Origin of the sequence: Halegenticoccus soli (genome assembly GCF_002844195.1) — an archaeon.
Classification (GTDB): domain Archaea; phylum Halobacteriota; class Halobacteria; order Halobacteriales; family Haloferacaceae; genus Halegenticoccus; species Halegenticoccus soli.
On record NZ_PEND01000003.1, the window covers coordinates 367,160 to 389,037 of the forward strand.

Here is a 21,878-nt window from a genome sequence, read left to right on the forward strand (position 1 = left end):
TACCCCCGAGTAGTGCCCACAGCCACCGCTGACGAAACCGCTGTACTTCATGAAATGCAGGCTCCGCCTCCATGAGAGAGTCATACGGACTTGTCGCTCCTCGGTAATGGGAGTATCGGATACCGGGACGCTGTCGTGCGAGATACGCGCCCTGTATTCAGCAGTCGGTTAGCGCAGTAGTTGAGACTCCTAGTCTCAATGCATACGGTCAGCGCAGTACAGTTCATCACGCAAACGGCGCTTCGCACACCCCAGCCTCTAGAATCAAGGGTGGGATAGGCATAACCATCCAGCACTCCTCTCACTAGAGAGTTATCCATGGATATCTCCGAGATACTCTCGGCGGAATTCACCGAGTTCGACATCGGAACCCCGCTCTCGAAAGTCGCCGGGGCGTTCGAGAACCAGGAACTCGATGCCGTAGTCGTGACGGACGGCGACGAGTACCGCGGTGTCGTCAGTCGTCGACAGCTGGCGTCCTCGTCCAACCAGCCGTCTGCGAAGGTCGGCTCACAGGCACAGCACGTCCCGACGGTCGACCGTACCGAGGACGTCCGCGAGGTCGCGCGACTCATGATCGGTAGCGACGCCAAAACGCTTCCCGTACTCGACGACGACCGTGTCGTCGGGGTGGTGACCGGCGATGCCGTCCTCGAGGCCGTCCGTCCGTTTCTCGACGCGGTGACGGTCGACGACGCCTACACGGCAGAGTTGATCAGTGCGATCCCTGAAACCACAATCGGGAAAGCGCTCAATATGCTCCGAGAAGCTGGTATCGCTCATCTCCCCGTCGTCGACGGGGACGACCTCGTGGGAATGCTGAGTCTGTACGACGTCATCGAATTCACGACGCGGGGCGGCAGCAAGAGCCAGGGCGGTTCGTCGAGCGGCTTCGGTGGCAGCGGTGGCGGGGGGCAGAACCGTGGCGGGTTCGGCGCGCGCGAGGGCGACGCCGACCGTCTGCTCGACCTGCCGGTCCGGAACCTAATGTCTGACGCGGTCGTGACGGTCGAGCGGAGCGCACCGCTCGGCGAGGTCGTCGAGACGATGTTCGAACAGGAGATCTCCTCGCTCGTCGTCACGGCCGACGGGGCGGACGAGCCGGTCGGGATCATCACGAAGACGGACGTCATCGAGGCGCTCACCTGGGAACGCGACGACCGGAACGCCGTGCAGGTGTTCGGTCTCGACCTACTTGAGGGGATGGATTACGACGACGTCGCCGCGCTGATCGAGAACATGACCTCGAAGTACGGTGAGATGAGCGTGATCAAGGCCAGCATCGAACTGCAGGAGCACAAGGAGCAATCGCGGGGAGTCCCACTCGTGCTCGCACGGATCCGCTTGGTCACCGACCGCGGCTACTTTACGGCCGATGGCGAGGGCTATGGTGCCGCTCACGCCCTCCGTCTGGCAGCGAACGCAGTCGAACGCCAGCTCCTCAAGGGGAAGACCTACGGTCAGTCGAAGAAGCATCCCGAAACTGACGAGCAAGAACAGCTCTACGGCTGGTGGCTCGGGGGCAAATAGTGCCAAAGGGGGTGAACACGTTGATACGACTACACCTCGAATGAATAAAGTATGCCGACGCACCGCCATGGAACGCAGTCATTCATCGATTTCATGCAGACGTACCTTCAGGATCATCCCAAACGCTGCAAAGAGTGTGGAAACGTCGCCCGTGCCCGGTCAGAGTGGCGCATAGAAAAACGTGATGAGGATGGTCTCCACTTCGTACATACCTGCCCACACGGTGTGGCGCGGAGAACGACGTGTTTCTCAACCTTGCCCCAGAACACGAGCGATCTCGGGGGTAGGGAGGGCTATGTGCAGCGTCTCACTTACTATTGGTTCAAACACCCCGGATTCCGCTACGTCACGTCGGTTTCTGGGATTTATGCGACGCGAGACGGGGTAACCGTATGCAAGAATTCACGATCAATGTCCAACAGCAGATAGCTGCCTCGGAGACACCAGGTGCGGAGTTCCAGGCACTACCGTGGACACGACAACGAGTCGTATTCTTCCATCTACCCGAGTCGATCCAGCGAGACGTACTCGATGACATGGATCGCCAGGAGGTGCGGCGATTCGTCCGCCGGCTCGACCCTGACGATGCGACCGACGTGATCGGATTGCTCGACGGGGACACTCAGGAGGTTGTGCTCAGTCAGCTTGATACCGATCGAAGGGAGCGGATCGAATTCCTCTTGAAGTTCAGTCCGGACAGCGCCGCCGGTATGATGAATCTCAACTATGTCACCGTCGACAAGGACCAGGGGTTCGAGGAGGTGGCACGGCTCGTCCGACGCCACGAGGCTCGAACGGGGCGCTTCCCGACTGTCTTCGTCACCGATGGCGACGAGGTGTTGGGGGAGTTACCTGGCCATACCTTGGCCCTGGCTGGCCACGGGTCGGCTGCCATCACCGAGTATCTTCGCCTCTCTCCCACGATTCGATACGAACAGCCCGACTCGGAGGTCATCGAGGTGTTCAGGGCCAACCCGCAGAGTAAAATCGTCGTCCTCGACGAGGACGACAGCATTCTCGGAGTCATTTACGCGGACGACCTCTTGCAGGCCATCGAGGAAGAGGCCGGCCAGACGCTCTATGAGTTCACGGGTGTCGACGAGCAGGAGAGCGTTCTCGATGGCGCCCTTGAGAAGGTTCGCCGGCGGTACAGGTGGCTCATCATCAACCTCGGGACCGCCTTTCTCGCGGCGGCGACTGTCGGGTTATTCGAAGACACAATCGCGGCGTTGACGCTGCTGGCGATCTACATGCCGGTCGTCGCCGGGATGGGTGGGAACGCCGGCACGCAGTCGATGGCCGTGACGGTCCGCGGAATCGCGTTAGAGCAGATCTCGCTTCGAACTGGGAGACGCGCCATCGGCAACGAGGTGCTTGCGGGGGGTGCAAACGGTGTGATTACCGGTAGTATCGTGGCCGCCATCGCCACCCTGTTCAACCAGAGTCCGCTGTTGGGGCTGGTCATCGGCATCGCGATGGTGCTGAACCTCGTCATCGCCGGGTTCTTCGGCGCACTCGTCCCGCTCGTACTGGACCGGGTCGGCTACGATCCGGCAACCTCTGCGACCATATTCATCACAACCGCGACTGACGTCCTCGGATTCTTCATATTCCTCGGACTGGCGCAGGTTGTTCTTCTCTGAACTGACTGTTAGAGATACTAGTCCGTACCGGTGGTCTAGCACCTATGCAAATGGGAATCGACCCATGAAATCCTCCTGAGACGATGGCGCTCTGGTACTCAGTGGAGACCGCACACGACGAAAAAGAGCTCGGCAGGGCGCAAACAGGGTAGACAAAAGTGTCAACACGACCAGCCTAGAGAACTACCAGGATAGAATTCGGCACATTGCGAGCCGATTCGTTATCGATGTATCAGTCCCAGTATTCGACTTCGAACATCATCAGCAGAGTCGTACGTTTGGTTATCAGTGGAAGCGAGCACTTCCTCTAGGGATTCCGTCCCTCCCTGTGTTTCGATTTCGTAGTCGCCATAGGCCTCGACCAATTCATCCGTCGTGATGGGATAACCGTGGGTTTCGAGTGCTTCATCGAGATCACCAAGTCGCCCACCAGGGTCACCGCTCATCGCTCGGTCTTCATGTGCGCGGTCACGTTCTTCTTCTACCTCTCGCTCTGGCTGTTGTCGCTGTTCGTCGTCTCGGCTCTGTTTGTCGTCTGGCATCCTTTCTACTAGGCGTCCGGTTCGGATAACTGTGTGGACGCTCGTCGGTGTGAACACCGCGGGTACATCTCGTAGGGAGTAGCAGTTTATCGAACGTACTCAATGGCCTTCGCCAATGGAGATGAACGATCTCAACGAAAAGCGGCCGACGGTGCCAGCTGATGAATTTTGGGAGTACAACCAGAATGCTCGAGCAATCGGAAAACGGGTGGTTCGACGCATATGCAGGCGAACAGCCAGTAAGCCACGAGTGCCATTCGAGCAGTCATTTCCCCTCTGTCAACTCGTGGAAAGAAGAGGCTATCGTGTAAACCAACTACCTGTCAATGCGGGATCGAACCTGAGTCGAAACCTATCTCTGCGTTTGACCGATAAACTCATCGAGTTGCTCTTCGATGAGCGTCGCGACGCGTTCGCTATATTGCCAGAGTGCTGCGTTGAGTCGCTCTTCGGTCTCGTCGTCGAGATCGTCGGCCCCGCGAAGGACGGAGTCTTTGGTGATCTGTGGGTGGTACACACAGACCACTCCGAGTGAGGTATCCGAACTTGAGGTCCCCGCCGTGTGGATTCCGTACTGATCGGTTCCCCAGACACCATCGCCGCCCTCTCGCTCCAGTTCGGAATCGAGCGCATCAAGCAATTGCACCTCTTCAGGGGAGAGGAGGCGATCGTCACCCTCGAACAGTTCAGCGTACGCCTCCATTCGGGCACTTTTCGTCCACTGGTCCAACTGGGAACGCGCTCGTAGTACGAGTTGTCGTTCGTCTGGAAACTCGGCCATATACTTAGCACGGCCGCCAGGTGAATCAACGTTCGTACGACGCCCTCAGTCAGGGATGGTGGCGTTTCGCACTCTCCGGAGCGAACCGGGTCGTTTCACACGCGGACGCCCCAGAAGAACGTGATCCCGAGGACGGTGACGATCGAGAGGAGGAACTGTAACGGCGCACCGACCCGAATGAAGTCGGAAAACGTGTACCCACCGGGCCCGTAGACGAAGAGATTCGTCTGGTATCCCACCGGCGTCATGAACGCCATCGAGGCTGCAAACGTGACCGCCAAGACGAACGCGAACGCGTTCGCCCCGATTGACTGGGCCGCGTTGGCAGCCACCGGAATCATCAACACGACGCTCGCGTTGTTACTGATGACGCTCATCAACAGCCTGGTCGCGAGGTAGAAGATCCACAGGACGCCAATCGGTGGCAGGAACACCGACGTCGTAGCGACGGCATCACCGAGCAGCGCCGCAGCGCCCGTCTGCTGCAGGGCGATACCAAGCGGGATGACGACGGCGAGGAGGAAGATCACGTTCCACTCGACGGAGGAATAGAGTTCTGTCGGCTTGAGGACGCCGGTGAAGATCATCGCCACAACGCCGGCAAGTGCTGAGACGACGATCGGGAGGATGTTCAACGCCGGCAGTGCGACCACGCCGGCGATGATACCGACTGCGAACGGAATTTTCTCGCTCCGGTAGGTCACCTCGTCGAACTCGTGGGCGACGATGAAATCTTCGTTCTCGACAAGCCGTGTGAGGCTATCGGGCGGTGCCTGGACGAGGAGCGTGTCACCGACGCGAATACGGATGTCCTCGAACCGGTCCCGGACGACGTCTCCACGGATGCGAAAGGCCAGAACGTTCGCGTCGTAGCGCTGTCGGAACGACGAACTCGTCAGCGTCTCGCCAACGAGAAACGATCCCGACGGGATGACGACTTCGACGAGCACCGGTTCTTCCTCCTCCGGATGCAGGTCGTCCTCGGTTCGCGGACCGCCCGACAGTGTGAGTCCTTCCGCATCTATGACGTCCTCGAGTGTCTCTCGGTTCGTCCTGAGGCGGAGCGTGTCGTTTTCGTGGGTCTCCTTCCGAGCAAGAGGTTCGTCGAACCGCTCACCGTAGCGAATCAGCTGTAAGACGTCGATATCGAGGTCGTCGCCGAGCGCCTCCCCGACAGTCTGGCCGATCAGTGCCGAATTCGCCGGGACGACCACGTCCGCGAGATACTCCTGGAGAGCGTGCTCCTCGACGAGGTCCTCGTCGGCCGGAATCCGTTCGGGAAGGAGCCGAACGCCGATCGTCATGAGATAGAGGGCACCGACGGCGAAGACGATGACACCGAGTTTGGTGAACTCGAACATCCCGAACGCATGTAATCCGAGCCCGGGCGACCCCGCCCCGAGCTGGGCCGCGATATCGCTCGCGAGGATGTTCGTCGACGTCCCGATGAGTGTGAGCGTCCCCCCGAGCATCGACGCGAACGACAGCGGCATCAGTAGCTTCGACGGAGAGGTTTTCCCCTCGTGTGCGAGATCAGCGATCACGGGGACCAGAATCGCGACGACCGGCGTGTTGTTGATGAACCCCGAGACTGGACCGGTGACCCCGACCGTGGCGGCGAGTTGCTTGCGACGGTCGGTCCCGGCGAACGTGGCCATTTTGCGGCCGATCAACTGGACGAGGCCGGTTCGGTTGATCCCCGTACTCAGGATGAGCATTGCCAGCACCGTGATCGTCGCCGGGTTCGCGAATCCGGAGATTCCCTCCCGCGGGGATATCTGTGTCCACGGTTCGAGTACCATCAACAGCACCATGATCAAGATGGCGGTGACGTCAATCGGGAACCGTTCGGTCGCAAAGAGAACGAGTGCGAGGAGAATGAGGACGAAGATGACAAGCATCTCGGCCGTCACCGGCGTTGAGGCCAGACCCTGAACTGCCAGAGAATTCAAAGGGAAAGACATACCGAAAAGAGACGCTAACAACGGAAAGAACTGGTATTGACACTGTCTCATCTGCGCCCTGGCAGATCCATTTTGTGCGATTCACAGAGTGTTACGTAGGTGTCTAGTACTATAGTTTGATTGTCGCTGATTCTCAATCTGACGTGACTACACCCGTTTCAATAGTGGCAGTACTCGGAGCCAGTGACGACCATTGACAGATGACCCGATTCTGTACACACAAATCAAGAATGAGGGGAATCTCTATACTGAATATGACTGAACAGGGAGACCGTCAGCATTGGTTGTCGGACCACGTTGTACTGTCGATCTTGGCGATAGTGAGCGGCGTTCTCGGCCTACTTTTCGTGTTCACACAGCTTCAGTATATCTTGCTCGCGATCGTCCTCGCATACGTCCTCGCACCCGCACAACGGACGCTCGAGCGTCACACAAGCTCAACTACGGCTGCCTTCACCCTCATTTCGCTTTCGGTAGTTGTCCTCTTCATCCCGGTCGCGTATCTCCTCACAGTCGCAATTCAGCAGGGACTAGGGCTGCTAACTGCCCTCCAAGAAGGGGGACTCAGTCTTGACATCATTCAGGATCGACTCGAAGCCATTGGCTATGTGATCGATTTCGGTCTGTTGTATGCGACATATCAAGAGCCAATCGCTAGCGGATTGCAGCGTCTCGCAACCGGCGCGGTAACCGTCGTCGTCGGTCTCCCTGGTGTGTTGATCGGACTCACCGTGACGGTCTTCGTACTCTTTGCGTTATTGCGAGACGGTGAACAGTTCGTCACATGGCTGCGTTCGGTTGTCCCGCTCTCTGATCGTGTGGAGCGGGAACTTCTTAGAGAACTTGACGCCCTCATGTGGGCGTCCGTTATCGGGAACGTCGCCGTCGCGGGGGTCCAGGCGCTACTGCTCGGCATCGGATTGGCGCTCGTTGGCATGCCGGGGGTTGTGTTCTTGACCGTGGCGACATTTGTCCTCACGTTGCTCCCACTCGTTGGGGCATTCGGTGTCTGGCTTCCGGTTTCGGGCTACCTGCTCGCAATCGGTCGCCCCACTACAGCGGTACTGCTTTTCGTCTACGGATCGTTGGTCAGCGCCTCGGACCTCTATCTTCGCCCGGCGATCATCAACCGGAGCGGAGCGATCAACGTCGCGACCATCGTCGTGGGAATCTTCGGAGGAATCGTTCTGTTTGGGGCGATCGGTCTGTTCGTCGGCCCCGTCATACTCGGCGGCTCGAAGGTCGTCCTTGATCTGTTTGCCCAGGAGCGAGCGGACTCAACCGTCAACCGATAGGGGGATCGTTTCCGCCATCGGTCCTCACGTGACAATCACCCGTGGCCGCGGTACCATCTCACCCGCCAACGTCGATCGTTTGACACACCGCGACGGCGTCGGACTCGCTGACTCGAATATGATAGTATTCGATTCAGGGTGGCGCTACTTACTCGTCTCTTGTCCCTTATGCAGACGGTGCCTGTTGGATTACGAGACGCTCGATTCGAGCGTCGTCGACAGCCTCCACTCGGAGGACGTGCCCACTCTGTTCGATCTGATCACCCACTTCGGGTACTCTGCCGAAGTGACTGAAGACGAATCCCCCAATCGTCTCGACGTCGTCGCTCTGGAATCCAGTGTCGAGCCGATCGTTTACGTCCTGGACTGGAACCCCACCGTCGACGACGTATGCCCCGTCGGCTCGCTTCGTGATGGATGGCTCCTGGGCTCGTGTGTCGAATTCGTCCTGAATGTCACCGACGATTTCCTCGAGAATATCCTCGATAGTCACGATACCCTCGAAGACACCCCACTCGTCGATTACGACGGCCATCTGTCCTTCCCCACGCGTCTGAAAGTCGGCAAGGATCTCGTCGATCCGTCGTGTCTCCGGGACTGCAAGGACCTCTCGTGCGAGTTCACGAGCAGTGACCGAGTCGCGATCCATCTCGGTTTCGCTCGCTCGGAGGATGTCCTTGACGTGGACGAATCCAACTGGTTGCTCCTCATCCTCCTCGAGCACGAGATAGCGCGTATAGTCCCCGTAGCGGCAACTGACTGAAGTTCCGAGAGTGACATCGAGGCAGCACGGTTTCGACGTCCGGACGCGGAACCATGACTTCGCGAGCGATCGTATCCCCGAGTTCGAAGACGCTCTCGATCATCGAGACCTCGTCAAGATCAATATGTCCCGTCTCCTCCGAGCGGGTGAGGATCATCCGGATTTCTTCTCCGCTGTGGATCTCCTCGCTATCGGACGCTGGCGAGACTCCGGCGAGGCGAGTGAAGTAGTTGGCCGTCCCGTTGAAGACGATGATGCCGGGCACGAACACGTAATAGAAGAACTTCATCAGCGGTGCGACGAGGAGGGCGATACGCGTAGCCTCCTGGATGGCGAACGTCTTCGGCGCGAGTTCCCCGAAGACGACGTGGAGAAACGTGATGATTATCTCACGCGAATCATCCAAGGGTCAATCGGTGTCTGGGTAACGACCGATCAGATGTCGATCGATCGCTTCGAAGAGCTGGTCACCGCCCTCAAAGCGGTTCTTGTAGACGCTGGTGGTGCCGATGAAGGCACCGAAGTATAGCTATCTTTTGGAACATAGTGACTCTTGTCGGTTGTACACTACCTCGTCACATTGTGTGTTGGATCCTCGAATACCGCTCCCACCGCGGAACGAAGAGACACTCAACGCACTTCGATCGCCAGCCGAGATTGCGGTAGTGAGATCGTACGTTGCTTGGGTGACCGTTGCGACGGCAGATGCTGAGTTCAGCACAATATACGCTTTAGTACCCCCTTTGATTATGATTCATAATAGTCGGGACATCAGCGTCACTCTTCTCGCTTCCCCGGATCCGCAGTTGCCCCCAACCCTGTTGCCATCAGTCGGCGGGCAATTATCACGAGACCGTTGTCGAATCCCCTGCCAAACACCGCTTTTTCGGTTTCGATTGCGCCGGTACTCGTCTTGTGGACCGAACTGACCAGAATTGTGTTCCGGTCGATCAGCAGGAGGCGACTGATCGTCGTTTCGTCGCTGGCATCTAACGGAGAGCTCTCCAACCACCCTAATTGCGAGACGAACACCTTGACAGCGGGGAGCGCTTCTTGCAGCTGGTTACGTACTTGTTCGGTGGTCGTTCCAACGATAACGCTGATGCCCCGTTCGTGAGCCTCTCGCAGGTGATCGATCAACGGATCGGTGACAATGTCTGCATGACCGATGACGAGAATGATCTCAGAGTCGGCGGCAGTAATGAGTTGCTGTGTCCGATTTCCGATTGGTGTACTCCCCGAGAGCGCCCAGACTTCATGCGTTACCTCCTGCTCACTGTCAGAGAGTGTTGGTTCGAGACCGTTTATCGCCTCGACGAGTGTCTCCGTCCGCGATTCGTACTCTTGACGGAGTGTCTCGGCCGCTTCAGCGATCGAAACGGCTCGAAACTGCTGGGGGTTCGAATGTTGGACTTCGACGAGTCCTTTCGTTTCTAACACCCTGATAGCATCGTAAACGCGTGTTCGAGGGACCTCGGAGATCTCGCTGATCTCCTTGGCCGTCCCTTTCGAGAGCTGTGCGAGCGCCACAAAGCACTTCGATTCGTACTCTTTCAACCCGAGTTGCTGGAGCGTTTCGACCGCTCGTTGATGATTAGATCTGTCGTTCATGGGTCCCAACCATGCTACCGGTGTATCCGGTACCGTCTCGCCTGTTGTGTACCCGCTCACAAGTCAGTTCCCTTCTTCCCCATCGAGCTGGTTGATCGAGATTGCCTGACATAGTAAGTAGTTCGTCTCAGAACCCATTAACCCAACGTGTAAGTTTCCCATCTTATTGCGGTATCCACATCGATAGGGCCACAAATTCGGGGGAATCACACTAAGGAAGAGCAAAAGAGCAGAATATAGGTTAATATCTGTTTATAAAGTAAATAAGAGTTATAAATTTATTTATAAACAGAATAGAATATATCTTGTACGACCAACCGCAACCCAGTTGGATACGTTGCTACCCATGAGGCCGGATCTTCTCATCGGATCTCCGTACGCTTCCATCCGTACTCGTTCACCCAGTTAATCACAGCAAGACTTTATGGGGTGCCCATCAATTGGCAGTTGGCACGCGGTTCAGATGGGTCCCAACCACCCTGTCGCCGCGTGCCAAGACTACCCTATACCCAGAGGGTAGTTTCTGAGATAGCCCTCATCATCCCACAATTTCGTCTCAAATCGGACTGGGACCATTGACCTCGTAGTCTCGGTACTCTACGCCGGAATCCGCGAGGGCGTTTGCTATCCCACGCCGGAGGCATTCCGAGACAGCCTGATCCGAGACACCTAATTCGCTCGCGAGATCGGTAAGGGTAGCCCGTCGTGGAACTTCGAAATACCCCGATTTCAGCGCAAGAGTCAAGACGTGGTGTTGTTTAGCCGTCACCCGCTGTTTTGAATCCAGGTCGTGATTGGAGAGTACTTGTGAGCTAATGCGACGAATAGTGAGTGGGTTCCTGGAGGAATCATAGTCTTCATAGAATCGCGACGCTGCTTGGCGGTTTGGAAATCGAAGGCTGAGGCTCCACGAATCATCAAGGAGGATTGCAGAGAGTATTACACCATCAGCATCTTGGAGACACTTAACCAACGAAGGCAGTTCGGGACCCCACGTTACTTGATAAATGACTTCACTCCCAGTTTCGGTGATGAGATCGACGTGTTTGACGTGAGGGTCTTGCTGAAACGCAGTTACCCCTGTTGCCACATTATCACTGGAAATCCAAACGATGGCAAAAAGGTGCCTCTCGACTGGGACTGCGCTTTTAACATCAGCTTTGATTCCAGAGAGGACGCTACCTGCTTGATGGGGTAAAAGCGCACCAATAGGGGCAGTCACGTCTACGAACATATCTGTAACACCTCCTCGATGCAATTGGCGAGGTGGCACTGGGCGGCTTTACCGGTAAGCGAGGGCGGCAAGGTTCTTTCCTCACTGAACAGTGAAGTTGGGAGGGAAGAGCGACACTGCTCGCATGACTTCTTTGTATTTCTGTAACTGTATCTTACTTCTAGAGGATTGAAACGATATGAAAGGCGCTTTACTGCAGCGTGTCCGTGGACAGGATGCGAAATCAAGCATGCTCTGGATGTGTGGATCGAGTGTCGAAACGGGAGGAGTGAGGTACCCTGAACCCAACACCTGCAGAGACTGGAATCGCTACGCTTGTCCGTCGTATGAGTGTGAGCCCCCTCGTCGAGACAAGGACATCCTCCCTCAAGCGCGAGAGTGTTAGCCCCAGCGGTAGGGTGCGGTAATCCATGGGACGGATCGATTTCGACGGACCCTTCCTTCACGACTCTCGGAAGGGAAATAGTGTAACGTTTGAAATCACTCCAGTAATAGAGAGCACAGCGCTCAGTAGCAAGAGAAGAGAGACTTGCGTTGCTGTCATCAATAAATTCGTCGCTTCTTGTGTTCCCAGCGCATTCAAACATGTGATGGAGGGCCCTTCGCTAGCACGAGTCGGCTCTCGGTCAAAGCTGTACGGTGAGCGGATCTGGCTGTCCGTCTGCGGTCATCAGCTGGGTGATCCTGTTCAAGCGGAACAGTTGAGGTATCTAACATGCGACCTAGAGGAGGGTAGCACGATACTAAAAGTCAGATTATCACCTGAATAATCACACCACGGCAGGTAGCACGCCCGTTGTGCATCGGAGTCGTCTTTAGTACATCCCTGTCCATGTGCCGACGAGCGAGCGCGACACTTCCGCAAAGAGATGTTCGCTACCTCCACCGCCTCTACGAACGCGACGCCGAATAGCGGATGACGATTGTTCCCCCTCTCTGAAGCACAAATGACGTGTTACTGTCATTTCGACGTGATAACCACGCGTGACCACCGAGATGGATTCGCCCCCCAAGATGTTTTGACGTTGCCCCTCCCTCTCTGACGCATGGTCGAACTCGACGACGTGGATCGGGGGATTCTCCACGAACTACAGGTAGAAGCGCGAAAGAAAACGGCCCAAGAGATCGCCGACACGGTAGGCGTCTCGGCCAGCACTGTCCGCAATCGCATCGACCACCTCGAAGACGAGGGTGTTATTGAGGGCTATCATCCCAAAATTAGCTACGAAAAGGCCAATTTCCCGCTCCAGATCCTCTTCGTCTGCACAGCGGACCCCACTGAACGGTCGGAGATGGTAGAGAAAGTACTCGGCATTCAGGGCGTTATCGACGTCCGCGAGATGTTAACCGGTCGCCGGAACATCTACGTGGAGGTGATTGGGACGTCGACGGTGGATATCACCCGAATCACCGACGCGATTCACGCGCTGGACCTCAGCATCGAAAGTTCGGAAATCATGAGCCAACGCCGCGTCCAGCCATTTAACCACTTTCACTTGAACCCAGACCACGCCTCGGAGGCTGAACAATCAGACGAGTAATCGTTAGGTCTCTATCTGATTGGTAATGTAGCAGATTCTGCCGGCCTATTTGGGAATTTCCACAACACAGGTCGTGGGATTCCGAAGTGAGCTGCGGTACATGCCGATAATCACAATATGACAGAATATCCCTAGACAACCCTTTTCAGTCTGGGCACTTAACCATGAGGTGATGACTACACATAATTATTCGAGTATTAAATTTAGTGATGGTATGTGGGGTGCCATCTTCGGTGTGTTGGCTCATCCACACCGCCGATTCTTACTGTCTCGACTCGACACGGAGGTGCGACCACTGACCATGGAGAAGGTGGTGAGGGAGAGTGCACCATGGGAGGTGACTCGATCCGAGAAAGACCGCGAAATCATCGAACCAGACCTCACAGAGACAGAGTCGTGATCTGCAATGTCCAACAAAATAGTCAGCGCGCTCCGCGCGGTATCCCAGCATCGAATAATGGTCGCACTCATGGGCCACAACTCAGAGAGCGAGGCCGCTGTGCAGCGTCCGGATGACGAGCTTGTCGCGGTTGAGGAAGCGGTAGTCAAGGATGAACTAATCCAATCCACGCTCCCGATGTTGGTGGAGAGAGGTGTTGTCGACTGGGATCATGAAACCGATACAGTTTCTGCGGGACCAACGTTTGAGGAGATTCAGCCGCTCTTGGCTGGTCCATCACAGTCCAGAGATGAGTCATCAGACGAATAACGCCCGACAGAAGAGAGGTAAACTGTTCCGTTCTACTTACTCGCCCCGGTCGTTCTGTGAGGTCGAAGGTTCCGTCTGAGATCATGCTGAAACCGGATGAAGGGTTCAAAATGACTTCAAATGGGGAGAGAGCGCGTTGTAATTCGGGTTGGAGACGATGAAGTGGTACCAATCCCAGTGGGGTGAGTTGAACGGATAACTACATTTTCGATTAAAATTGAGACAGGGCCCACATACGAACGGTACTTTTAACACTAGGAGTATAGTATCCACGGAATAGCGAGAGCTGAGTTGGAGACGTGTAGGGTATTATCGATTCCGTTGGCGGTGGGTGCTAGGTTGGGGGCACGCGCTAACTACAAGCGACGATCGCGTGGGCAACCAGAGGCACCCCATATACATGCAACAAACAAAACTCGATTCTTCAGAATTCACTGGGCACGGGCACTGGCTGAGTCACCGGTCACACTGTAAACGCTGGCGTGGGCTGGAGACCTAAGATGAGCGGACAGAGTGGGTCAGTACGTGAGACCGGACACGAACCAGACACGCACGCAGACGATCTTTCGGAGATCATGAGCGATGACCGTTCACGGGCTGTGATCGAGGCGCTCGCAGCCACCGACGGCGAACTTCACGTCTCCGAACTCGTTGAGGAGATTCTCGAAAGAGAGCAGGTTAACACCCAGCAATCAGCAGACGAAGTAGTACCTGTGGGAGTGTATACCCTCGTGAGTGGGGGCGGACTCGTAGGTATCGTCGGCTCATACTTTGAAGTCGATGCTTTTGCGTTCCTTTCGGATGTACAGTGGGCAGCATTGACCTTTGGGCTTCTCCTTGTGCTCTCCGTCTATTCAGCTGTGGCGCGAAGAAGCTAAACCTGGATGTGACAAACTGCTTTCCAGCATAGGCCAAGAGTTCTCTGAAGAGTACTTGGAAGTGAAAGAGGCGAATCGATCACTGAAGCGATTCGTGAGAAAAGACCAACCTTACTTGTCCGCCCCCTTCTCTGAGTCAAGCGCTCGATCTCCAAGCGCAGCACTAACTGGCTCGTCGCCGGTGTGTAGAGCGAGATCGATCTCCTCCGTATCAGTTACTAAGCAGTGACCGATCTATTTTTTCTGGACTTTGCGCGTCTAGATTAGTGACAGCAGTTCTATGAGTAACGCTCACGCCCGACATCCAACTCACGGAACCAGCGGTGACCATTTTGACACACGAAGACGGTCCCATTAAGTGCCAGCCGTTTTGTAGAAGAGAGCGCTTCGCACACCGGACATCGTCGGTCATGGGTCCTCTCAGGCACCCGTTTGGGAAGGTGGCGTGGCATTCCCAATGTCAGAAATCGTTAGCTTTGGTCCGGACTACCGACATCGCCATCCTGCAGGAGATCTGCTCCAGGAAGTAAGAAGGCACTCGGTGCTTCATGCGCGCACTCGTGCCTGGCGCTTTGCATGGTCGTCCATCTTCCCGTACCGAGCTGCGAGGTCTCCTGCACGCCACACAGACGACTCGGAGTCAACCCGCTCAATCCACCCCTCCGTTTCGAGATGTTCCAAAATTTGGGTTACAGCGTGCTGCATTGGTGGGTGGCGGAGCGTTCTGCAAACATCCGATGCCGTGAAGAGTCCCTCTCGGATCGCGAGTTGAATTGCGCGGGCTGCAACCGCAGTGTGTCGATGTGACGCCATCTTCTTCTCCAGATGTTTTGGAGAGCCAGTTAAGGTCTTTTCTGCTAGCGTCTTACAGTAAATTGTTCGGTTAAATGTCCTGGATAAACAAACTAGCATCTCCCCTACCCAGACTCAATTAAGAGACTAACTACACACCAAAAAGGAAAGCAGGAACTTTGGGCTTAGGCGAGTGCGGTCTCTCGGAGGTACTGCTCTTCCCACTCGCGGCGCTCTCTCAAGGCAGTGCGACCCTCGTCGGTGATTTCGTAGAAGTTGGTGCGGCGGTCGATCTCACCTTTCTCGACGTACTCCGTGTTGACGAGGGTGTCGAGGTTGGGATACAAGCGGCCGTGGTTGATCTCTTCGTCACGGGCTTCTTCGAGGTCGGTTTTGATCTGTTGGCCTGAGGGCTGGTCGTGGCCGGCGATCACGGTGAGGAGGTCACGCTGGAAGCCACTGAGTTCGAAGAGGGTCATCACTGAGAAGGTGCAATAGCCACGGATATAATCGTCAGCATTGTGTGGTATGCGTGAGTGATCGGTGGACGGAAGAGTCTTGGGTCTCTTTTGGTTGGCTGGGAGGTCGGGAAACTGTTGTCACACCGAGCGAGGAGATGGCTTGGGTGTTTCTCTCCTAACCCACACAGAGTTGAATGGGGAGATGTGGGTTAGCCAAGCGATTAGGGGGTGTCTCGGACAGGAGAGCTTCGTAAACCCACATCACCTGCTCTGTTAGTTTTAGGATGAGGTGTAATTCGATATCAATGATAGCTTCTGACGGTCGTGCTGAATAGAAGGCGCGTAAGCAGCACGCACCACCGCTCAATCCGAGCGGAGAAAATCGGTTAGTAGAGGTGACCAAGGTACCATGATGGTCAGAAAAATGTTTATCAGAAATTCGCAATGAATACGGTGCACACGAATCTATAATTTAAAAATATGACAGTTTCACCGAAGAATAGTATATCCCCTCAGGGAGCGACATTATAACTGGTGAAGAATATGGCTACAGAGCAACCCACAATACCTTCCCGCGAAGTACAGATCGAAACCGATTCACGATTACGAACGGGCTCACTCCTGATGGCCCTTGCCGGGGTGGCGTTCATCGGCTATGGCCTTGTCTTCTTGGCCCTCGCGCTCATTGGTAGCGGATTCGAACTTGGAGTCAGTATGCTTGATGGACTCACCCGAAGCGAATTAGCCGGAACGAACCCGGAAGTGGTGTACTATATCACTCACATTCACGTCGCTCTCGCCGGATTCATCATTGCCACCGGCATTGCAGTCGCGGCGTTAGCGTGGTACGGCGTCCGCACGGGACAGTTGTGGGCATGGGCAACTGCCACCACAGTTGCAGTAGTTGCGCTGGCGATTGCCCTGCCGATGCACTACACCGGCAGATTCACACACGACTGGATGGCACACCTCGGCCCCATCTACCTCGCGACGATTGTGTTTGTAGTTGGTGCTGCACTGACCTTCCTCAGCATACGCGCGCTGTCACCTGAAACAGCGTGAAGCGACTCCCTTTTTGATTGCCGTTGTGTGGAAAACTCAGTCTCTCCGACCTGCACCAGCGCAAATTACTGTGTAGAAATTGTGACGCCTGTGATGCTCAGCTCGCACTCTTACTGAGCGGCTGGTTTAATGCAGACCGCGAAAAATAACCGAAGTTGGCGTGCTGGACTCATCCTCTGTATTCAGCACGACCTCGTCAAAATATCACTGATTGAAGATTTCCAACAGAGCCTCACAGTCGAAACTAATCGAGTGAAGGCCCAGATGCGTTGAAAACCAGTTTTTCACGCCGTCGAAGGGCGACGGCGTGCGCGAACTCGTCACGTCGATTCAGCCGAAATCATGACTGAACGAACTGACGTCGTCGAGACACAGAACGAAGACGAAACAGAACACGAAGAGCAAGTATATTCACCAGATGGTGGAGTTGTAGCATCCACTCCTGCAGCTTCGACACCTGCTGAAGCTGTCCAACATCCCACCATTGACGAGGACTCATCTCAAGAGACACTCGAGCCGCGCACTAAACGAGCTCGAACCGAAGAGATGGACGTCTCGTTACTGCAGAAGGGAGGGATCTACGAGGTGCAATCGAAGTCAGGGAACATTTACAAGGTCGACGTCGCGAGTAAGACGTGTACGTGTCCAGATTTCACGAAGCGTAGCCCGAGCGGTGGGTGCAAGCATCTACGGCGAACCGATCTCGAAGTTCGGAGTGGGAACGTCCCTCGTCCCGATGGCCGTCTCCCGGAGATGACGGACGTGGTCGAACAACTTTCAGCGGAAATTCGTGAGCTGGACCAAGAAATCGAGGAACGCGAGGAGCGACGGCAGAAACTTGAAGCTACGGTGGCGGTTATCGAGGAATTCTCGATTGAGTAGACGAGAAGGTTAACCAACATCCCAGCCATGTACCACCCAGCGTTGGTTAATCATAGTCGTATCCGGGCGTGAAAGCCAAAATCACGGCAATTCGTCGGTCGCTTCGACGAGGTCCTCTTCAGTTTGCCATCGATATAACCGTCCCTCGCGGTCAAACAAGTCGAAGACGCCGTCCTGCATCCAACCGAACGGATGCGCTTCGTCCTCGTACTCCCGTTTGAGGACGTGGCTTTTCGTGAAGTACTCGATCGTGCCGACGAGCAGTCCTTGTTCGACGAGGAAGTCGCTCGGTTCCTTCTCGGCCACGCCGACGAGGTAGGTCACGATATCCGATATCAGGTAGAATTTCTGGATACTATTGTCCCACTCCCCGCGGATGTCGACCATCCGGAAGGCGTAGGTGTCAGTGCGCCGGTTGAGGCGGTCGACCACCACGTTCAGCCGCCGGATCGGTTCTCGGTCGTAGTTCCCGAGGACGAAGTATGACCGGTCGTTCTCATAGACAGGGGTCAACTCGCTCAAGGCATGGAGAATTTCCTCGTTGTCCGCCAGTGAGATCTCCTCGTCGTCAAGTCGGTCCTTGGCGCTCGTGAGGACCTCTTCGGGGACGGGCGGCTCCTCGTCGGACATGTGCTGCCCTTCTCGAAGCCGTGAGATATGGTTTATGGAGTAAATTACTCACTCAATCGTGTCTTGGTTTACTCTAGAGTGGTTTACTCAATGGTAAACTACTTGCCGCCAGGCCGTGTATCGTGACACATGAGCACCGATCTGGGGACTGCTGAAGGGAGGGAAACGCGCGAACTCATCCATTTCGTGACCCAGCAGACGCGGTTTGCGCTCGTCAACAACATCCTCCAGCACCCCGAGCAGCTCCCCTCGATGTACGAACTCGAAGAGCTCAACCCCAGCGTGAGCGATGCCACCGTCTACAAGCACATCCAGAAGCTGGTCGACGCCGGCATCGTCAAGGAGGTCGCCCTGGACGACGACCAGCGCCGACAAGGCTATCCCTGGAAGTTCTACGGCCTCACGGAAGAGGGGCGAGATTTCCTCGAGGAGCACAATCTACTCGCCGCTGAGGAGACGCTCCAACAAATCTACGAAACCATCTCGGATAAGCCCGAGAAGATGGTCAAATACGAGAATGCCCCCCGTCCTGACGACCACTAGTCTTCGAATGACTGCGAGTGGGGGATTGCGTCGTGTGGCTACCCGAGTCAGCAGGGAGACCTACAGAGGGACCTCGTAGTCGGCTGCCAGCTCTTGAAACACGTTTCACTCGGGGAAGCGATCATCGTCAACGTCACCGCGGGCCCCGAGAAACTGAAGCAGGGCATCGATTTCGTCTTTGAGTCCGTATTTCGCCGCTTGGTCTCGGAGTTCGCCCTCATCGACGTCGACGTGTCTGAGTAGCAGGAGACAGTACGAGCGGTGGCGGGTGTCGTCGTCGATCAACAGCGTGTAACAACAGAGTTCTGCCGGTGAGACTGCCTTCAAGTCCTCAGAGTAATGGTAGTAGCGGTTGCGGGTCAGCAGGCATTGGAGATTGAACACTGCGAACCGCGCAAGCCCGGTCTCGTGGAAGTGCTCGGCGTTGATCTCTGTCTCCGTTTGCGCGAGAAACTCGTCGTAGTCCTCCCAGAGAATCGTCCCGGTCGACGCGACGGATTCAAGACGCTGCCGGTGTATAGGGAGAGCAGCTATTGACTTGGGACGGGACGTTCTAGAACCTCTAACCTGTAAATTTCACTTCGATGGCGGGGTGTGCACTCGTCTCTCCTTATCGGAGATATCGTTAGATACACTCTTGATGAGGGGTGTCTGCTCTCCTCACCCCTTAGCGAAGTCAGGAAATACACTCATGACCAGGGGTGTGAAGTCAAATTGAGAACGGGACTACGCCAGATTTGCGAGTCGACTGTCGCGGAGAACGGATTTCAGTACGATACCAGTATCCTGCTCCCAACTGACGGGGGACGAGAGATGGAGACGGTAGTGACACAGGGTCTCGAACTCGCCGAACTCTGCACTGCAACAGTTCATACACTCCACGTTGTCGACGAACGGGCGTATCTGACAATTCCTGACGAGATGCGTGATCAACTCCGGGAGACGCTCGAAGAGGACGGTCACATGGCGACGAAGGCTGTCGCGGAACGGGCGCTTAATGCCGGCCTCTCCGTTGTCCGCGAGGTTCGTCGTGGAGATCCGAGTGCCGCGATCCTTTCCTATGCGGTCGACAATGACATCGAGCTCATCGTCATGGGAACTCACGGTCGGACCGGCTACGAACGCTATCTCCTCGGGAGCGTCGCCGAAAAAGTCGTCCGAAGCTCACCAATTCCCGTATTGACCGTTGCGGTCGGCGACATCGATGTTATAAAAGCGGACATTCAAGCGGGGCTACGTCGAGATTTGAAAGGCGTTGAAACAAACACAGAGCCGTGTGACCAAACTGATGATCTGTCCGACACATAAGCTCCGTGACCATTCATCCTTCTTCCTTTCTCTTGAAGCGTGTTCTAGAATACCGTTTGGAATCTCCTAAATAAGCGCCAGAGCCAGATATCCAGAAAGAGCGGTGTTCTCTTGTCAGGGATGGGTTCTCGATCCGTCAAATGGGATGTAAGCGCTTACCGACACCAGAGACAACCGAACTGAATCCGCTGGTGAGACTGAAAATCGCCCAGATGTTTACCTACTCATAGACGGCCGAGTCGGCTTTACTAAGTAGTGCCCTCATGCTCGTTCAGCCGAGAGTAGACCAAGAATCAACCGCCTGTAGTGAATGTCACATATTATATTTTGAGCCAAACAGCTATTGTGAGATAGCTATCAAGTATCAGTATGGCACAGATTACCGATAGCGACCGACACCAACTTAAAGCAGAGTTTGATCGGCACTTCGACGTTGGGTTGCATCATGGCGCCCAACTGGCCGTCTACGTCGACGGTGATCTCGTCGTGAATTCCGCGGGTGGAACGACCGGTCCCGAGGGAGCTGAAACCACACCGGAAACGCGTCATCTCATCTTCTCGTGTACGAAACCATATGCGGGAGTTGGGTTACACCAACTCATCGAAGACGGGAATGCCGATTATGACGACCATGTCATCGACCACTGGTCCGAGTTCGCCGACGCCGGCACCCACAAGGCCGAGATCACGATCCGACAGGTTCTCAACCATACCGCCGGTGTCCCCTATGGCGAATTTGACAATCAAGCCGAGAAGTGGGGCGATTGGGATGCGGTCGTCGAAGCGATGGAGGAGATCAAACCGGTCTTCGACCCCGGCGAACAACCGGCTTACCACACGTTCAACTACGGTTGGCTCGTTGGCGAACTCATCCATCGCATCAGCGGGCAACATGTCGACGAGTACGTCGCCGAACATGTGTTCGATCCTTTAGGCATGGACCGAACGTCGATCGGGTTGACCGACGACGAACCAGACGACGTCGCCACTCTGACGGGATTCGAGGAGTTCGACCGGTGTCGCAACCCCGGTGAAGGACTCGGTATCCCTGCGCCTGAGTCGGCCGAGGCGTTCAACACCGAGGCGATCCATCGGGCAGTGATTCCGGCGGCCAACGGCATCGGGACTGCTCGGGATATGGCGCGGTTCTACGCCTGTCTTGCTAACGGTGGCGAACTCGATGGGACGCGCCTGCTTGCTGAAGAGACGGTCGTCGAAGCAACTCGAACTCACGCTGAAACGGAGTCGGACGGCACGTTGTCTCGACCAGCGCGATACGCCTTGGGGTTCTGGACTGGTGGGCTGGCCAACGACATGTTTGGCTCGTTCAGTCGAGAGCGAATGTTTGGCCACGCCGGACTGGGGAGTATTTTCGGGTGGGGCGATCCCAAACTGAACGTGGGCTTCGCCTACGTCACGAACGGCATTCGAGAGGAATCGTGGGAGCACGCAGCTCGAGTGAGCGGCATGTCCGATGCCGTCAGGCTGGCACTGCTCGGCTACTAAGGCTGCGTTTCGTCGGCACTTCTTCGCTTCAGCGGTGGAAGATACGTCTAAAGGACACACTGAATCGTGATAAACAGGTTGAGACGGTGGAGTCGCGGTATCGGTCGTTCTCCGAGAAAATGATAAATTTAGTCAATTCGAGGGCTAACTCCCAACCCGCCATCGGTGAGTACACTATTAACCGCTACCCTTGACACTAAATT

Annotated in this window: 19 protein-coding genes and 2 pseudogenes; 12 read left to right on the forward strand and 9 right to left on the reverse strand. The window is 55.8% G+C overall.

The genetic code is table 11. The features are described 5' to 3' along the window. Positions 1-318: 318 nt before the first annotated feature. A complete protein-coding gene (locus CNO20_RS10310) occupies positions 319-1,530 on the forward strand; it encodes a CBS domain-containing protein (protein ID WP_101296043.1) in 1,212 nt (403 codons plus the stop codon). A 392-nt stretch (positions 1,531-1,922) separates the two neighbouring features. After that, the gene (locus CNO20_RS10320; RefSeq protein ID WP_101296044.1) at positions 1,923-3,173 is read left to right on the forward strand and encodes a magnesium transporter; all 1,251 of its coding nucleotides are present in this window, start codon (positions 1,923-1,925) and stop codon (positions 3,171-3,173) included. Positions 3,174-3,394: 221 nt separating this feature from the next. Here the strand turns inward: CNO20_RS10320 and CNO20_RS10325 are convergent, their stop codons facing one another. The 3 genes from CNO20_RS10325 to CNO20_RS10335 all read right to left on the reverse strand — a co-directional run bounded on the left by CNO20_RS10325 (position 3,395) and on the right by CNO20_RS10335 (position 6,397). Then, entirely contained in the window at positions 3,395-3,715 is a 321-nt protein-coding gene (locus tag CNO20_RS10325; RefSeq protein WP_101296045.1) for a DUF5789 family protein, read from the reverse strand. Positions 3,716-4,067: 352 nt separating this feature from the next. After that, a complete protein-coding gene (locus CNO20_RS10330) occupies positions 4,068-4,496 on the reverse strand; it encodes a DUF7539 family protein (RefSeq protein WP_101296046.1) in 429 nt (142 codons plus the stop codon). 95 nt (positions 4,497-4,591) lie between these two features. Further along, positions 4,592-6,397 (reverse strand): SLC13 family permease, encoded by a 1,806-nt coding sequence (locus CNO20_RS10335; protein ID WP_101296198.1) that lies wholly within the window; start codon positions 6,395-6,397, stop codon positions 4,592-4,594. A gap of 317 nt (positions 6,398-6,714) precedes the next feature. Here CNO20_RS10335 and CNO20_RS10340 point away from each other — a divergent pair, with 317 nt between their 5' ends. Then, positions 6,715-7,755, forward strand: coding sequence for an AI-2E family transporter (locus tag CNO20_RS10340; RefSeq protein ID WP_199174802.1), 1,041 nt, complete (start codon positions 6,715-6,717; stop codon positions 7,753-7,755). A 166-nt stretch (positions 7,756-7,921) separates the two neighbouring features. Here the strand turns inward: CNO20_RS10340 and CNO20_RS24320 are convergent. Beyond that, positions 7,922-8,900: pseudogene (locus CNO20_RS24320) on the reverse strand (hemolysin family protein); the annotation flags it as partial. On the opposite strand from CNO20_RS24320, the gene CNO20_RS24510 reads away from it, so the two are divergent. Continuing rightward, the gene (locus CNO20_RS24510; protein WP_158237390.1) at positions 8,886-9,047 is read left to right on the forward strand and encodes a DUF7522 family protein; all 162 of its coding nucleotides are present in this window, start codon (positions 8,886-8,888) and stop codon (positions 9,045-9,047) included. The pseudogene CNO20_RS24320 and the gene CNO20_RS24510 overlap by 15 nt on opposite strands. Before the next feature lie 248 nt (positions 9,048-9,295). Here CNO20_RS24510 and CNO20_RS10350 read toward each other — a convergent pair whose 3' ends face one another. Together CNO20_RS10350 and CNO20_RS10355 are read right to left on the reverse strand one after the other, a co-directional pair. Further along, complete coding sequence (locus CNO20_RS10350) at positions 9,296-10,129, reverse strand: TrmB family transcriptional regulator (protein WP_101296047.1); 834 nt, start codon at positions 10,127-10,129, stop codon at positions 9,296-9,298. Positions 10,130-10,685: 556 nt separating this feature from the next. Continuing rightward, a complete protein-coding gene (locus CNO20_RS10355) occupies positions 10,686-11,363 on the reverse strand; it encodes a helix-turn-helix domain-containing protein (RefSeq protein ID WP_101296048.1) in 678 nt (225 codons plus the stop codon). Positions 11,364-12,409: 1,046 nt separating this feature from the next. On the opposite strand from CNO20_RS10355, the gene CNO20_RS10360 reads away from it, so the two are divergent. From CNO20_RS10360 to CNO20_RS10370, 3 genes are all read left to right on the forward strand, one after another. Further along, complete coding sequence (locus CNO20_RS10360; RefSeq protein WP_101296049.1) at positions 12,410-12,904, forward strand: Lrp/AsnC family transcriptional regulator; 495 nt, start codon at positions 12,410-12,412, stop codon at positions 12,902-12,904. A 406-nt stretch (positions 12,905-13,310) separates the two neighbouring features. Then, positions 13,311-13,613, forward strand: a complete 303-nt coding sequence (locus CNO20_RS10365) for a transcriptional regulator (protein ID WP_101296050.1) — start codon at positions 13,311-13,313, stop codon at positions 13,611-13,613. Positions 13,614-14,113: 500 nt separating this feature from the next. Next, positions 14,114-14,491, forward strand: a complete 378-nt coding sequence (locus tag CNO20_RS10370; RefSeq protein WP_143423185.1) for a hypothetical protein — start codon at positions 14,114-14,116, stop codon at positions 14,489-14,491. 977 nt (positions 14,492-15,468) lie between these two features. Here CNO20_RS10370 and CNO20_RS10375 read toward each other — a convergent pair. After that, the gene (locus CNO20_RS10375; protein WP_101296052.1) at positions 15,469-15,762 is read right to left on the reverse strand and encodes a PadR family transcriptional regulator; all 294 of its coding nucleotides are present in this window, start codon (positions 15,760-15,762) and stop codon (positions 15,469-15,471) included. 606 nt (positions 15,763-16,368) lie between these two features. Here CNO20_RS10375 and CNO20_RS10380 point away from each other — a divergent pair. Together CNO20_RS10380 and CNO20_RS24325 are read left to right on the forward strand one after the other, a co-directional pair. After that, entirely contained in the window at positions 16,369-16,806 is a 438-nt protein-coding gene (locus CNO20_RS10380) for a hypothetical protein (RefSeq protein WP_199174803.1), read from the forward strand. A gap of 342 nt (positions 16,807-17,148) precedes the next feature. Beyond that, the gene (locus CNO20_RS24325) at positions 17,149-17,688 is read left to right on the forward strand and encodes a hypothetical protein (RefSeq protein ID WP_101296053.1); all 540 of its coding nucleotides are present in this window, start codon (positions 17,149-17,151) and stop codon (positions 17,686-17,688) included. Between the two features lie 81 nt (positions 17,689-17,769). Here CNO20_RS24325 and CNO20_RS10390 read toward each other — a convergent pair whose 3' ends face one another. Then, on the reverse strand, positions 17,770-18,318 hold the full coding sequence (locus CNO20_RS10390) for a DUF8170 family protein (RefSeq protein ID WP_101296054.1): 549 nt from the start codon (positions 18,316-18,318) through the stop codon (positions 17,770-17,772). A 129-nt stretch (positions 18,319-18,447) separates the two neighbouring features. Between CNO20_RS10390 and CNO20_RS10395 the strand changes: the two genes are divergently transcribed. Beyond that, on the forward strand, positions 18,448-18,861 hold the full coding sequence (locus tag CNO20_RS10395) for a MarR family transcriptional regulator (protein ID WP_101296055.1): 414 nt from the start codon (positions 18,448-18,450) through the stop codon (positions 18,859-18,861). A gap of 105 nt (positions 18,862-18,966) precedes the next feature. Here CNO20_RS10395 and CNO20_RS10400 read toward each other — a convergent pair. Next, positions 18,967-19,380 (reverse strand): annotated as a pseudogene (locus CNO20_RS10400) (transcriptional regulator TrmB); the annotation flags it as partial. Positions 19,381-19,647: 267 nt separating this feature from the next. Between CNO20_RS10400 and CNO20_RS10405 the strand changes: the two are divergent. Then, complete coding sequence (locus tag CNO20_RS10405; RefSeq protein ID WP_394337259.1) at positions 19,648-20,169, forward strand: universal stress protein; 522 nt, start codon at positions 19,648-19,650, stop codon at positions 20,167-20,169. Positions 20,170-20,538: 369 nt separating this feature from the next. Continuing rightward, on the forward strand, positions 20,539-21,675 hold the full coding sequence (locus tag CNO20_RS10410; protein WP_101296057.1) for a serine hydrolase domain-containing protein: 1,137 nt from the start codon (positions 20,539-20,541) through the stop codon (positions 21,673-21,675). Positions 21,676-21,878: the final 203 nt, after the last annotated feature.